The 14633-nt window shown below is 64.4% G+C and carries 14 protein-coding genes; 1 reads left to right on the top strand and 13 read right to left on the bottom strand.

Features of this window, described 5'->3' with window-relative positions; all coding sequences use genetic code 11:
• Positions 1-28: 28 nt before the first annotated feature.
• The 6 genes from dctA to HNR60_RS10095 are packed head-to-tail and all read right to left on the bottom strand — an operon-like array spanning position 29 to position 7341.
• Positions 29-1423 carry a C4-dicarboxylate transporter DctA gene (dctA, locus tag HNR60_RS10120; protein WP_184256991.1) on the bottom strand — a complete coding sequence of 465 codons (1395 nt, stop codon included), beginning with the start codon at positions 1421-1423 and terminating at the stop codon, positions 29-31.
• 23 nt (positions 1424-1446) lie between these two features.
• Entirely contained in the window at positions 1447-2463 is a 1017-nt protein-coding gene (locus HNR60_RS24335) for a xanthine dehydrogenase family protein molybdopterin-binding subunit (RefSeq protein ID WP_210313421.1), read from the bottom strand.
• Positions 2463-4358: a molybdopterin-dependent oxidoreductase gene (locus HNR60_RS10110; RefSeq protein ID WP_184256987.1), complete on the bottom strand. Its 1896-nt coding sequence runs from the start codon at positions 4356-4358 to the stop codon at positions 2463-2465. The genes HNR60_RS24335 and HNR60_RS10110 overlap by 1 nt, the downstream gene beginning before the upstream one ends.
• Complete coding sequence (locus HNR60_RS10105) at positions 4351-5271, bottom strand: FAD binding domain-containing protein (protein WP_184256985.1); 921 nt, start codon at positions 5269-5271, stop codon at positions 4351-4353. Before HNR60_RS10105 ends, HNR60_RS10110 begins: the two co-directional genes overlap by 8 nt.
• A gap of 12 nt (positions 5272-5283) precedes the next feature.
• Positions 5284-6450 (bottom strand): zinc-dependent alcohol dehydrogenase, encoded by a 1167-nt coding sequence (locus HNR60_RS10100; protein WP_184256983.1) that lies wholly within the window; start codon positions 6448-6450, stop codon positions 5284-5286.
• Positions 6451-6474: 24 nt separating this feature from the next.
• A complete protein-coding gene (locus HNR60_RS10095) occupies positions 6475-7341 on the bottom strand; it encodes an IclR family transcriptional regulator (protein WP_184256981.1) in 867 nt (288 codons plus the stop codon).
• Between the two features lie 104 nt (positions 7342-7445).
• Between HNR60_RS10095 and HNR60_RS24475 the strand changes: the two genes are divergently transcribed.
• Complete coding sequence (locus HNR60_RS24475) at positions 7446-7751, top strand: DUF2478 domain-containing protein (RefSeq protein ID WP_184256979.1); 306 nt, start codon at positions 7446-7448, stop codon at positions 7749-7751.
• 71 nt (positions 7752-7822) lie between these two features.
• Here HNR60_RS24475 and phnE (HNR60_RS10085) read toward each other — a convergent pair whose 3' ends face one another.
• From phnE (HNR60_RS10085) to arsB, 7 genes are all read right to left on the bottom strand, one after another.
• Positions 7823-8644: a phosphonate ABC transporter, permease protein PhnE gene (gene phnE, locus HNR60_RS10085; protein WP_184256977.1), complete on the bottom strand. Its 822-nt coding sequence runs from the start codon at positions 8642-8644 to the stop codon at positions 7823-7825.
• A gap of 1 nt (position 8645) precedes the next feature.
• Positions 8646-9488 (bottom strand): phosphonate ABC transporter, permease protein PhnE, encoded by an 843-nt coding sequence (gene phnE, locus HNR60_RS10080; protein ID WP_184256975.1) that lies wholly within the window; start codon positions 9486-9488, stop codon positions 8646-8648.
• Positions 9485-10303, bottom strand: coding sequence for a phosphonate ABC transporter ATP-binding protein (gene phnC / locus HNR60_RS10075; protein WP_184256973.1), 819 nt, complete (start codon positions 10301-10303; stop codon positions 9485-9487). The genes phnE (HNR60_RS10080) and phnC overlap by 4 nt, the downstream gene beginning before the upstream one ends.
• A 42-nt stretch (positions 10304-10345) precedes the next feature.
• Positions 10346-11287 carry a phosphate/phosphite/phosphonate ABC transporter substrate-binding protein gene (phnD, locus tag HNR60_RS10070; protein WP_347339337.1) on the bottom strand — a complete coding sequence of 314 codons (942 nt, stop codon included), beginning with the start codon at positions 11285-11287 and terminating at the stop codon, positions 10346-10348.
• Positions 11288-11375: 88 nt separating this feature from the next.
• Positions 11376-13136, bottom strand: a complete 1761-nt coding sequence (arsA, locus tag HNR60_RS10065) for an arsenical pump-driving ATPase (RefSeq protein ID WP_184256969.1) — start codon at positions 13134-13136, stop codon at positions 11376-11378.
• Positions 13137-13146: 10 nt separating this feature from the next.
• Positions 13147-13509: an arsenite efflux transporter metallochaperone ArsD gene (arsD, locus tag HNR60_RS10060; protein WP_184256967.1), complete on the bottom strand. Its 363-nt coding sequence runs from the start codon at positions 13507-13509 to the stop codon at positions 13147-13149.
• A gap of 72 nt (positions 13510-13581) precedes the next feature.
• Positions 13582-14628, bottom strand: coding sequence for an ACR3 family arsenite efflux transporter (arsB, locus tag HNR60_RS10055; protein ID WP_184256965.1), 1047 nt, complete (start codon positions 14626-14628; stop codon positions 13582-13584).
• Positions 14629-14633 lie beyond the last annotated feature (5 nt).

Raw genomic sequence — 14633 nt, 5'->3', positions numbered from 1 at the left:
AGTTTCGATGGGTGACCGGGCGCGTCCGTCAGGTCGCCTTAATCTCCGCGGAATGCCCCATATCCCAGGAGCGGGTTTCCTCGGTTTCGACAAACCCGGTGCGCAGCTCTTCCGCCGCGACCTTCATGTCGACCGCGCCGACCCAGCGGCCCACCACCAGCGTGGCGATGATGTTGGAGGTGAGGTTGGTGGCGGCGCGGATCTCGGCCATGAAGCGGTCGACGCCGAGCAGCAGCGCGAGGCCGGCGATCGGCACCGAATCCAGCACCGGCAGCGTGGCGGCGAGCGCAATGAAGCCGCCGCCGGTGACGCCCGCCGCGCCCTTCGAGGTGAACAGCATCACCAAGAGCGCCGAGAGCTGATGCCAGATCGTCAGCTCGACGTTGAAGGCGTGCGCCAGGAACTGTACCGCCATGGTCATGTAGATCGCGGTGCCGTCCATGTTGAAGGAGAACCCGCCCGGCATCACCAGGCCGACGACTTCCTTCGACACGCCGACCTTTTCCAGCTTCTGCATCGAGCGCGGCATCATCGTCTCGGCGGAGGTCGCCGCGAACACGAAGATGATCTCTTCCTTGAAGTAGCCCAGCACGTGAAAGATGTTGAAACCGGCCAGCCGCAGGAAGCCGCCGAGCACGAGGACGACGAACAGGATGCTGACGACGTAAACCGACGCCACCAGCTGGCCGAGATCGAGCAGCGTCCCCAGACCATATTTGCCGACGGTGAAAGCCATCGCGCAGAACGCCGCGAGCGGCGCGACGTACATGATGATCCGCACCATGCCGAACAGCGCCACCGAGATCGATTCAAGGAACGAGACGATCGGCTTGCCGCGCGATTGCGCGAGACTGAGCGCCATGCCGAGCAACAGCGCGATGAACAGCACCGGCAGGATGTCGCCCTTGACGAACGGCTCGACGAACGACGTCGGGATCATCGACAGGAAGAAGTCGGTCATGTTGACGTGCTTGGCGACCTTGGCGTAGTTCTCGACCGCCCTGGTGTCGAACGACGCCGGGTCGGCGTTGATGCCGACGCCGACCTTCCACAGATGGCCGACCACCATGCCGATCACCAAGGCGAGCGTCGACGCCACCTCGAAATAGATCAGCGCCTTGAGCCCGACATTGGCGACGCGGCGGATGTCGCCCATCTTGGCGATGCCGACCACGATGGTGGAGAAGATGATCGGCGCGACCACCACCTTGATCGCCTTGATGAAGGCGTCGCCGTAGGGCTTCAGATATTCCGACAGGTCTGGAAACTGGTGGCCGAGGATCGCGCCGAGCGCCACCGCCATCAGCACCTGGACGTAGAGCTTGCGATAGAACCGCGGTTTTTCCGCAGCCGCCTTGGCGACCACCACACCATTGGGCACGACCAGGCCCGGCGACGGACCGTCTGCGTTAAGCGTCGACATCGGTTTCCTCCAAGTGCCAATTCTTATGAATGGCTTCTGATTTCGCTGATCGTCGGATTGCGCTGTTTGGCGAGGGCTTCCAGGATGCGTTCCGGCGAGGCCGGAAGCGAGGTGATGCGCACGCCGATCGCGTCGTAGATGGCGTTCATCACCGCCGGAATGGTGGGCACCATGGCGGGCTCGCCGATCCCCTTGACGCCGAGCGGGCCGATCGGGTCGCGGTCTTCGACGATGATCGACGTGACGTGCGGGACATCGAGCGACGTCGGCAGGATGTACTTGGCGAAGCCCGGCGTGGTGGTGTGGCCCTGCGCCAGCTTGTAGTCCTCCATCAAGCCCTGGCCGAGTGCCTGGACGATGCCGCCTTCGATCTGGCCTTCGACGCCACGCGGGTTGACGGCACGGCCGACGTCGTGCGCGGCCCACACCCCGAGCACCTGGACCTCGCCGGTGACCGTGTCGACCTCGACCTCGGCGACCTGGCAGCCGAACACATAGGCCTGCCACGGCCGGCCGCTGCCATCCACCGGATCAAGCCCGGTGTGATGCGCGGTGAAGTTGGCCGAGCCGACCACCACGACGCCGCGCTTCTTGATCTGTTCGACGGCCTGCGCCATCGACTGGCGGAAGTTGGTATCGACCGCCCAGACATAGCCGTTGCCGGTGGCGATGGAGTCCGGATCGACGCTCCACATCTCGGCGACCGCCTGCACGAAGCGTCCCTTCGCTTCGCGGCAGGCCATCGCCACCGAATTGCCGAGCATGTAGGTCTGCCGCGTCGCGCCGGCATGGGCGGCTTCCGGCGACCGCGCGGTGTCGTTGTCGCCGAGCACGACGTCTTCCGGCCGCACGCCGATTTCTTCCGCGGCGATCTGCGCCAGCACGGTGAGGATGCCTTCGCCGATTTCGGTGACGCCGGTGACCACCTTGACGGTGCCGCCGTCGTCGATCTCGACCCAGGTGCCGGCCCGATCGACCGCCGCCGTCCGGGCGATGCCGTACCAACCGCCGGCCATGCCGCGTCCGCGTTTCCTCGCCATCACGCGGCTCCCTTCTCGTGCTGAAGCTTAGGCGCTGGCGTCTCGGCGACCGCGCGCGGCGACAGCGTGCAGGACGGCCGGGTGCCTTCGCCGGCGAGATCGGACCGCGTCGCGCCGCGGATGTTTGGCGCGCCGTGCTCCCAGCGCGACGCGGTGCGCGCGGCCTCCAGCACGTCGGACATCGCCGAGGATTTCAGCGGCTGCTTGGTGTGGGTGGCGTCGCCCTTGCGCATCGCGTTTGTCAGCCGCAGCTCGAACGGATCGATGCCGAGCCGCTCGGCGCAGATGTCGAGGTGGGACTCGGTGGCGAATTGCGACTGCAGCGATCCGAACGAGCGAAACGCGCCCGACGGGGTGTTGTTGGTGTAGACGCCGTAGGTGTCGATCTGGATGTTGGGGATGTTGTACGGCCCGCCGCCGAGGATCGCGCCCTTGCGGATCACGCCTTCGGTCGACATGCCGTAAGCGCCGCCGTCGTAGACGATGCGAACCTGCGAGGCGAGGATGCGGCCGTCCTTGGTCAGGCCCATCTTGTAGCTGGTGCGCGACGGATGGCGTTTCGCCGTGGTGGCGATGGATTCTTCGCGGGTGAACACCAGCCGTACCGGCCGCCGCGTCTTCATGGTCAACAGCGCCAGCATGCCCTGATAGATCATGTCCTCCTTGCCGCCGAAGCCGCCGCCGACCGGGCTCATGATCATCCGCACCTTGTTGATCGGCAGATTCAGAATCCGCGCCAGCATGTGGCGGTGATGCGTGATGTTCTGGCTCGGCGAATGCACCGTCACCACGCCGTCGTGATCGACATAGGCGAGGCCGGCTTCGGTCTCCAGATAAGCGTGCTCGACCTGCTGGGTCTCGTAGGTCTGCTCGACGATCAGGTCGGCTTGCGCAAATCCCGCTTCGATGTCGCCCTTACGGATCGGGATATGCTTGACGATATTGTCCGGCGCGTAGTCGTGGACGATCGGCGCGCCTTCTTTCATCGCCTCGTCGGGGTCGAACACCGCCGGGAGCATCTCGTATTCGACGCGCACCTTGGCGATCGCCCGCCGCGCCTGCGCCAAGCTCTCCGCGGCGATCGCCACGACCGGCTCGCCGACGTAGCGCACCTTGTCGCGCGCCATCACCGGCTGATCGCTGACGAACACGCCGAAGCCGTCCTGGCCCGGCACGTCGACCGAGGTCACGATGCCCTCGACGCCGGGCAATCCCTCGGCGTCGGTCACGTCGATCGACACGATGCGGGCATGCGGGTGCGGGCTGCGCAGCACCTGGACGTGCAGCATGTTCGGCAGCACCATGTCGCCGGCATAGCGCAACGCGCCGGTCACCTTCGACGGCGCATCGATGCGGCGCACGTTGACGCCGATATATTTGCCGTCTTCGGCGTCGAGCTCGTCGAACGCGGTCGCCGACAATTTGCCGTTGAGGAAATCCCGCGCCATTTCCACGGCGTCGAAGATCTTCTGATAGCCGGTGCAGCGGCAGATATTGCCGCCGAGCCGTTCCTTGATTTCCTCGCGATCGGCATCCGGGTTGAGCCGCAGCGCCGCCGTCGCGGCCATCACCATGCCGGGAATGCAGTAACCGCACTGGCTGGCGCCGGCCTTGTGAAACGCCTTCTGCACCGCGGACATTTCGCCCGAAACGGCGAGCCCCTCGATGGTGTCGATGGTCTTGCCGGCGACTTTCGCCACCGGCAGCAGGCAGGACTTCACCAATACGCCGTCGACGAACACCGAACAGGTGCCGCATTCGCCGGCGCCGCAGCCTTCCTTGGTGCCGGTGAGGTGCAGATCGTCGCGCAAAAAATCCAGCACGCGCTGCGACGGATCCACCCGCCTGGCGATGCGGCGGCCGTTCACGGTGGTCTCGATCTTGAGCTCAGCCATTTGCAATCTCCTTCGCGATGCCGCAGGCGTCGGGGCTTCCGCCGGCGCGTTCGATGGCGTTGGCAAGACCGCGCGCGACGAAACCCGGAGCGACCAGCTTTCGATATTCCTGCCGCGTGCGCGACATGACGAACTGCTCGCAACCGACCAGACACGCGCGCAACAATTCCGCGGTGATCGGCTGGCCGATCAGCCGCTGCTCGACATCCGTCATGCGCCGCGCCACCGGACCGACGCCGCCGATCGCGACGCGGACGTCCTCGAAGCGCGTGCCCGACGGATCGAGCCGAACCACCGCCGACAGGCAGACCACCGCGATCACCAGCGAACGGCGATGGCCGACTTTCTCGAACGCCCCGCCATAGCCCTCGAGCGTGTCGCATTCGACGCCGAGCAGGATCTCGTCGTGCTCGGCTTCGGTCTGGCCGGGGCCCTTGATGAAATCCACAAGGCTGACCCGGCGACGGCGGATGGCGCCGTCGCGCAACGCGGCGAGTTCGATCGTCGCATTGGCGGTGAGCAGCGGCGGAATGCCGTCGCCCGACGGCGAGGCGTTGACCAGGTTGCCGCCGATCGTCGCGGATTCCCGGATCTGATTGTCGGCGAACCACACCGCGCAATCCGGCATGCCGGGCATCAGCCTGATCAGCTCAGGATGATCGAGGAACCTCTGAAACGGCGTTGCGGCCCCGATCCAAATCCGTCCATCCCTGGGCTCGATGGTCCGCAGATCCGGAATGCCGGAAATATCCACCAGCAACGGGACGTGGACGTCGCCGGCGCGGCCCTCCCGCGCCCAGGGCAACAGATCGGTTGCCCCGGCCACGAAACGGAACCGGCCGTCGCTGGCAGCCACCGCTGCCAGCGCGTCGTCCAGAGATCCGGGACTGAGATAGGTGTCGCAACTCAACATGGGATGTCCCGACTATTCCGCCGCCACGCTGGTGATCGCCGCATGACCGTGGGTCTTGACCACGACCTTGATGGCGTCCTCGATGCGCTCGCGGGCGTAGCGCAGCGCGGTCGGAAGATCTTCCAGCGCGAAGGTGTGGGTGTGCACCTTGGTGGCGTCGAACCGCTTCTGCGCCATGAACGCTTCGGCGCGATGCGTGGCGCTCTTGCCCTCGCCGCGAATGCCGAACACGTAGATGTTGTTGCGCACCAGATAGGCGATATCGACCTCCACCGGCTTGCCGGGGAATGCCGCCAGACAGATCCGGCCGCCGCGATTGACCATGCGGGCGGCTTCGTTCACCGCGTCGGGCGCGCCAGAGCATTCGACGACGTAGTCGACGCCCTTGCCGCCGTTCAGCTTGCGCACCGCAGCCACCGGATCCTCATTCTTGGCGTTGATGACGTAGTCGGCGCCGAGCTCAAGGCCGATCTGCAGGCGATTGTCGCGGGTGCCGGTCAGGATCACCGGATTGGCGCCGAGCGCCTTGGCGACGGCGACGCCGAGCAGGCCGATCGGACCCGGGCCGGTGACCACCACGCTCTCGCCGGCAACCAGCCCGCCGAGCTCGGTGAGGCCGTACATCGCGGTGCCGGCGGTGACCACCAGCGTGGCTTCTTCGTCCGACATCTCGTCGGAGACGCGAACCAGGGTGTTGATGCTGTTGACCGCGTATTCGGCAAAGCCGCCGTCGGTGGTGAAGCCGTTGGCGCGATGGCCCTTGTCGACGTCGCCGTAGTTCAGCCCGTAGTTGTGGCACGAGGTGTACATGCCCTCGCGGCAGCGCTTGCACTGGCCGCAGCCGGCGTGAATTTCCACCGTGACGCGCTCGCCGATCTTGTATTCGTCGACGCCCGGCCCGAGCGCCGCGACGGTGCCCATATATTCATGGCCCGGCGTGAAGTTCTTGTTGTAGGGCAGTCCGCCCTGGATCATCGCCGGCGGACCATGATGGATGATCTCGAGGTCGGTCGCGCAGATCGCCACGGCATCGATACGGACCAGGACCTCGGCCTTCTTCGGCACCGGCACCGGCTTGGTGGCGAGCGTCAGCTGATCCGGATCGCCCAGCACCCAGGCGCGCATGGTGTCGGGAATCGGGAAATCGGGCGAGGTCTTGACGTTCTCAGGATTGTACATCGGTTGACCCTTTTGGTTTCTTGACTATTCGGCGGCGATGGCTTTGGGATTTCCTCCAAGGACGGCGCCGAGCGCGCCGAGTTCGCTCGACAATTCATTGGTCGCGGAGATCAGGTGACGCTTGATGTCGTCGACGTAGTCGTCCGTGGCGCGAAACAGCGGTGACGACACGCTGATCGATCCGACGACGGCGCCGGCGTGGTCGCGGATCGCGGCGCCGATGCAGATCACGCCGGGCTGGAATTCTTCGCGATCGACCGCAACGCCGTTGCGGCGCACGATCCGCAGCTCTTCCTTCAGCCGATCGAGATCGGTGATGGTCTGCGGCGTGAACGCGGTGAGCCCCTTGTCGGCGATGATGCGATCGAGTTCGCTGGGCGGCAGCCACGCCAGGATCGCCTTGCCGGTCGCGGTGGCGTGCGCAGCATTGGATTTGCCGCCGAGCCCCGCATCGACCCGCACGGCGTGCCGCGACTCGCGGCGCAGCACGTTGACCAGATTGGTGCCCTGCATGATGGCGAGCTGCACCGCCTCGTGGGTCTGGTCGTTCAGCCGATCGAGATAGATCTGCGCGCGGCGCGGCAGATCCACCTGGCGCAGACACGCCGCGCTGAGATGCAGGATGCGCGAGCCGAGCACGTAGCTGCGGCTGTTCGGACCGCGCGCGACGTATCCCCAATTGTACAGCGTCGAGATCAGGTGATGGCAGGTCGAGACGTTCAGGCCCGCAATGCCGGCGATCTCGGTCAGCTTCGCTTCGCCGCCGGCGTCGGCGATAATATCCAGAATGAGGAAGGCCCGGTCGAGCGCCTGGATTCCGCCGTTGTCGCGCCCCATCGGGGGACGCGCCGGCATCACGCAATGCCTCTCGGCGTCTCGTTGACGTTCCATCTTCGCCGTCTCCGCCCAAATACGTCTCTTGTTGAGCTCAATAGAGAGGCATCCCAAGCAATCCGGCAAATGAATTTTCACATCGTCGCGGATGTTTTTATTAGGTGAAATTTGTTGTGCGGGAACAGGTTCGCTTGTGTTGCAGAGCGGTCGTTTGTCAGCTGACCCGCGTGCAGTTGGGCATCCCCATCATCGTTGGCGTGCCCTATCGCAACCTCGACCAATGGCGGTTGTTTGCCGGCGGCCTTGCCGAGGAATGCGAAACGACCTCGCCCCGATTATCGCAATGGCTGCTGCAACACGGCCTGGGACCGGGCGGAAAGGCGTTGCGGCCGATGTCGGGGCCAGAGCATGGAGCGGGCTGCCTCATCCTGCGAGACGCGGCCACAAGTGGCGGCTGCTCAGGATGAGGGCCTCAGCGTGCCGGAGGCATTCGACGGCTCGTGAGTTCAGCACGAGATTATCCCGCGCCCGATTTTTGTCAGAGAATTCCCTTGCGGACCTTGGCGGTGAGCCATTCGCTGAACACGACTGTCGCCAGAATCATCAGCAGGATCACGCTCACTTGTGGCCATGCCAATGTATTGAGCGAGGTCTCCAGCGCAAGTCCCAGGCCTCCCGCGCCGACAAGCCCGAGCACGGTCGATTCACGGATGTTGATGTCCCAGCGGAACACGGAAATGGTCGCGAAGGCGGGCAGGATCTGCGGGACGATGCCGTAGGTGATCACCTGCGCAGGCGAGGCTCCGGTCGCCCTGATCGCTTCGACTTGCATCTCGTCGATCTCCTCGATGGCCTCGTAGAGAAGCTTTCCGATGAAGCCGATCGAACGCAGTGCGATGGCGATGATGCCCGCCAGGACGCCGGGGCCGAGCACGGCAACCAAAAGCAGCCCCCACACCAGTGCGTTGACCGAGCGGGAGGCCACGATCACGAACAATGCCAGCGGTCGCAGGACGAGCATGCTCGGCGTCGTGTTGCGCGCTGCCAGAAAGGCGAGCGACGTCGCAACGACGATGGCGATCGCCGTGCCGAGCGTGGCCATATTGATCGTATCCCACAACGGCCGCCACAGGCTATTGGCATAGTCCCAGCGCGGCGGCAGCATGCGACCGAACAGGTCCGCGGCCTGACGGGGCGCGTCCTCGACGAACGACCAGATGGTGCCGGCTGTCATCACGCGCCAGCACAACACCGTCAGCGCGACCAGCGCCAGCCAGCCGAGCCACTCCAGCCGCGTTCGTCGCCAGGTCTTGAACCGCCACCCTGAGGTCTTGCCCGTGGCCGTGCGCGTCGTCGGCATTTCAGGCGAACCGTTTCCGTATGGCGCCTGCGCCGTATTCGCAGGCCATGACGATGCCGATGATGATGAGAAGAATTGCGCCTGCCGTATCGAACTCGTAGCGGTCGAGCGCGGTATTGAGCGTCGCGCCGATGCCCCCGGCGCCGACAATGCCGATCACCGAGGATTCCCGGAAGTTGATGTCGACCTTGTAGGCCGTGAGCCCGATGAGGCGGGGAATCACCTGGCTCGCGACTGCAAAGTCGATCACCTGCCAAAAGCCGGCGCCGGTCGCGCGGATTGCCTCCACCTGCCCCGGGTCGATCTCCTCGATGTCGTCGGCGAGGAGCTTGGAGAGAAACCCGATCGTCGAGACGGTGAGCGTCAGAAAGCCCGCGAATGGACCAAAGCCGAACATGGCGACGAAGAAGATCGCGACAATGATGTCCTGCAGTGCGCGCGACGCTGCAATAACACCGCGGCAAATGCCGTAGACCCACCAAGGCGCGAGATTGCGCGCGGCGCCCAAACCGATCGGAACCGCCAGCAGCACACCGGCCACGGTCGCCGTGACCGTCATGGTCAAGCTTTCAATCGTCCCTTGCTGAATGTCGCTCCAGCGGGACGTAAAATTCGGCGAGATAAAGCTCTCGAACAGCCGAGCGGCCCGCACCACGCCTTCTGAAACCCGCGTCCAGTTCACGTCGATGGTGGCAAAGGCCAGAGCCAGATATGACGCAATCCCGAGCAACGCCGCCCAACGGACCAACGGGCTTTCGATCAATCGCGGCGGCCGCCAGCGCCGCGCCGAAACTGCGGCAAGACTGGTCGAAACAGCGCTTGATGCGGAGGTGCCCGAATTCACTGCTCGGCTTCCATCCGCGCGATGACCAAGGGCTCCCCATCGTCACTCCCGCCCTCCCCCGCCGCGGTCCGGGTCCAATCTTCCTCGCCATAGATGGAGGTCAACACCTCGGCGGTTAACCCGCTGGCAGGGCCATCATAGACGACGATACCGGCGTTGAGCCCGACGATTCGGGGAAGGAACGCCTGGGCAAGGACCACGTCGTGGATGTTGACGATCGCCGCCAGCCGGTTTTCGATGCACAATTCCGTCAGCAGCCGCATCACCGACCGGGACGTCTTGGGATCGAGACTCGCCGTCGGCTCATCGACCAGCAACAATTCCGGCTGCTGAATCAGGGCGCGCGCGATGCCCACGCGCTGACGCTGGCCGCCCGACAGCGCATCAGCGCGCTTGTCGATGTGGTCGATCAGTCCCACGCGTTCGAGGAGCGCAATCGCGCGTTGGACGTCCTGCGCAGCGAAGCGTCGGAACCAGCTGTTCCAGAATCCGGTATAGCCGAGCCGGCCGGCGAGCACGTTCTCCATGACGGTGAGGCGCTCGATCAGCGCGTACTCCTGGAAAATCATGCCGATCCGGCGACGTTCGCGACGAAGCGCGCCGCCAGAAAGGCCGGTGAGTTCCACCTCGCCGAGCTGCACCCGCCCCGAGCTCGGCTCGATCAGCCGGTTGACGCAACGGATCAACGTCGACTTGCCCGCCCCCGACGGGCCAATCAGGCCGATGATCTCTCCTGCTTCGACACCGAGGGAGACGCCTTTCAAGGCGGCTTCGCCGTTCTTATACGTCTTGGTCAGCGCCTGGATTCGGAGCATCAATTGCGATCCCAAGGCGGCTGCCCAAAGGCGCCTGCGCCGTCATTTGCACGTATAGCTGATGCCCATGGCGGCGTCGATGTCGCGAACGACTTTCCACGAGTCCTTGAAGGAGATCTCGACGAATTTTTCCTGTGGCGGCTCAGACTTTTGGAATTCCTTCAGCAGCTCCGATCCGTCCCAATTGAAGGAAAAGAACGCCGACTTGATCTTGTTCTGAAGCTCCGGCTTCAAGTTGTACACAACGCCATAGCCAGACGTCGGGAACCGATCGGAGGCGTAGATGACCTTGACCTGCTCGCGCTTGATCACGTTGCGGGCGATCATCCGGTCCATGACGGAGGAGGCGATCGAAGCCGCCGGATAGTCCTTGTTGGCAACGCCGAGGATCGAGTTGTCATGCTTGCCGGAGAACACCGGCTCGTAGTCTTTCTTGGCTTCCATCTTGAACTGATCGCGAAGCAGAGCCGAGGGCGCCTTGAAGCCCGAATTCGATGTCTCGCTGGTAAAGGCGAGCTTCTTTCCTCTGATATCCTCGACCTTTTCAATTCCCGATCCCGGATAGGTAATGAACTGCATCCGGTAGCCGAATTCGTCGTTCATCGCAGCCATCATGGCGAACGGACGGAATCCTGCGCAGGCCACCGCGATCGGGTTCGATCCGGTGTTGAAGGCCGCGACGTGCAACCGGCCGGCGCGCATCGCCTCGATCTGGGCGGCGTTCGACTGCACCGGAAAAAACTGCACCTTCTTGCCGGTCACCACTTCCATGTGCTTGAGGAACCCCTCCCACACTTTTGTATAGACGGCAGGGTCCTCGACCGGCGTGTAGGCGAACACCAGCGTGTCGGGATCGATCAGCTTGCTCGGGTCGGTTGGAACGTCTGCGAGCAAATCGCCATCGGCATCAAGGTAGCGCTCGTCAAGTGCATGGCTGCCGCCTGTCCCGAGCGCGGTGACGCCCGCCAGGGCCAATCCGAAAATGCACGCTTTGAGCCAATGTCTCACCCTCGTCTCCTAACAGGTCAATGGGCCTGAAAGAGCGAGATATCACCGATTCATGACACCCCCGCTACGCCTGCAGATCCATCAGCCGTTGCAGCCGCTTCAGGCCAATGGGCTCGTCCTTCAGCAAGGGCACCAGGGCGTAGCGACTGGCGTGTTGGTTGGCGACCGAGTCGATTTCCCGCAATTCATTGCGCGCGCGCTGCGCCAGCAATGGCGACGTCACTTCGGCTGCGGCGACACTGTTGTTGATGATCCAGGCCCACGGTTCGATTCCGGCGCGGCGCAGATCGGCCTGCAGATCCGCGGCCTCGAGCACCGGCGTGGTCTCCGCCAGCGTGACGATCAGGACCTTGGTCTGCTTGGGATCCTGCAACTGCATCATCGGCGTCGTGAAATGCATGCCGGTTTCACCCATCTGGCGGGCGACGTCCCGGTGATAGGCGCCGGTGGCATCGAGCAACAGCAGAGTGTGCCCGGTCGGGGCGGTGTCCATCACCACGAATGTCTTGCCGGCCTCGCGAATGACGCGTGCGAACGCCTGAAACACCGCGATCTCCTCGGTACAAGGCGATCGCAAATCTTCCTCCAACAGGGCGCGCCCAGCCGCGTCCAACTTGTCGCCTTTGCTGGCCAGCACCTGCGCGCGATACTGCTCAGTTACTTGTTCCGGGTCGATGCGACTGACCGTCAGATGGTCCAGCGTGCCATCCAGGGTGTCGTTCAGATTCGCCGCCGGGTCGGAGGTGGTGAGATGACCCCCAAGTCCTCGCCGCGCCAGTTCGATCGCGATGGCGGCAGCCAGGGTGGTCTTGCCGACGCCCCCCTTCCCCATCAGCATCACGAGGCCGTGGCCCTCCGCGGCGATGTCACCGATTAGCGCGGACAGGCTCGGCGCTTGGACACTAGGCGGCTCAGCCGGCGGATCGGCGGTCGCTGGGCCGGTTTGCAGAAACAATTGACGCAGCGCCTCGAGCCCGACCAGATTGAACGGCTTGAGCGCAATCTGGTCGGTCGGCAACGCGCTGAGCGCGGCGGGAATGGCCGCCAGCGCCGCCTGCTCCCTCGTCACGATTGATTCAGCCAGCGCATCGCCGGCAACAGCGTCGATTGGAAATACGCCGTTGATCACCAGATATTGTCGGGAGATCCCGATGCTGGCGAGTTCACCGCAGGTGCGGGCTGCTTCCTGCAAAGTGGTGCGCTGTGCGCGGGCAACCAGCACCAAACGCGTCTTGGCGGGATCGGCCAGCCCGTCCACCGCAGCCTTGTATTGGGCGCGCTGCTTTTCCAGCCCGGCCAAAGGCCCAAGGCAGGATGCATCACCCTTGCCGTGTTCCAGAAAGCCGCTCCAGGCGCCCGGCAATTGCAGCAACCGGATGGTATGTCCTGTGGGGGCCGTGTCGAACACGATGTGATCGAACGCCTGCGTCAGCACCGTATCCGTCAGCAACTCGGTAAATTCGTCGAACGCGGCAATCTCGGTGGTACAGGCCCCCGAGAGTTGTTCCTCGATGCTCTTGACCACCGTGTCCGGCAGCAGGCCGCGCACCGGCCCGACGATGCGCTCGCGATAGGCCTGCGCCGCCGCCTGAGGGTCGATTTCCAGCGCGGAAAGACGCGCGACGGCGGGGATCGCCGTGATCTGATTGCCGATGCTGACACCGAACACTTGTCCCACATTGGAGGCGGGATCGGTGCTGACAAGCAGCACTCGGTTGCCGGCTTCGGCCAACGTGATGGAGGTCGCGCAGGCGATCGAGGTCTTCCCTACGCCGCCCTTGCCCGTGAAGAACAGGAACCGCGGAGGTTGCTGAAGGAACTTCATGAGACTGGGTTCAGCCGCATCGCCCGCCGGAACAGCAACTCTCGACAGGCTGCGCTTCCGCGGCCGGCTCGGTCCCGGCCGTCCAGCGGGTCAATTCCGCGCGGTTCGGGTAGCGGCCAGCGAGGGCGACCTCGCCGTCCACCAGCGTCAATGGCAGGGCTTCCTGGCCCGAACGCTCCAGGAAGCTCTTGACGGTGTGGTTTTCGGCAAATGCCATCGGTTGCTGAGCCAGATTGAAGCGCTCGATGTTCGCCCCGTTCTGCTTGGCCCAGTCCACGTCAGCCGCGAAGCTGACCAGTGCCTGGTCGATGTCGACGCCACAGACACCCGAGCTGCAGCACAGTGCTGGATCGAACACTTGAATCGTCTTCATCGCGGCATCTCCTTCAGATGTGGCAGGCGGCAGAGGCGTGGTCGATGATCAGCCGGCGGCGGCACAACCGCGTCACCTCAAGCGCACGGGATGCGGCGAGCCGTCCTCGTACCAGCCCTTCGAGCGGTTCACGATCCACACCACGGACAGCATCACCGGCACCTCGATCAGCACGCCGACCACGGTGGCGAGCGCCGCGCCGGACTCGAAGCCGAACAGGCTGATCGCGGCGGCCACCGCCAGTTCGAAGAAGTTGCTGGCGCCGATCAGCGCCGAGGGGCCGGCCACGCAATGCTGCTCGCCGGCGGCGCGGTTGAGGACGTAAGCGAAGCCGGCGTTGAAATAGACCTGGATCAGGATCGGCACCGCCAATAGCGCGATCACCATCGGCTGCTTGATGATCTGCTCGCCCTGAAAACCGAACAGCAGCACCAGCGTCGCCAGCAACGCCACCAGCGACAGCGGCTGGAACACGCCGAGGAGGCGCTGCAAGCCCGCCTCCCCGCTGGTCGCCAGCACCCGGCGGCGCAGCAATTGCGCGATCGCGACCGGCACCACGATGTACAGCACCACCGACAGCAACAGCGTGTCCCACGGCACGGTGATCGCGGAGAGCCCGAGCAACAGGCCGACGATCGGCGCGAACGCGAACACCATGATGGTGTCGTTCAACGCCACCTGGCTCAGCGTGAAATGCGGCTCGCCCTTGATGAGGTTCGACCACACGAACACCATCGCCGTGCAAGGCGCGGCGGCGAGAATGATCAGCCCGGCGATATAGGAGTTGATCTGATCGGCGGGCAGATAGTCCTTGAACAACCAGCCGATGAACAGCCAGGCCAGCGCCGCCATCGAGAACGGCTTCACCGCCCAGTTGATGAACAGCGTGACGCCGATGCCGCGCCAATGCTCGCGCACTTGCGCCAGCGCGGCGAAATCGATCTTCACCAGCATCGGGATGATCATCAGCCAGATCAGCGCCGCCACCGGCAGATTGACCTTGGCGATCTCCGCCGTGCCGACCAGTTGAAACAGCCCCGGCATGAAATGGCCGAGCGCGATGCCGGCGAGGATGCACAGCGCGACCCACAGCGTCAGATAGCGTTCGAAGCTGGACATGGTGG

This window comes from Rhodopseudomonas rhenobacensis, from assembly GCF_014203125.1.
GTDB lineage: Bacteria > Pseudomonadota > Alphaproteobacteria > Rhizobiales > Xanthobacteraceae > Rhodopseudomonas_A > Rhodopseudomonas_A rhenobacensis.
This window is presented reverse-complemented; position numbering and strand designations above follow the sequence as displayed.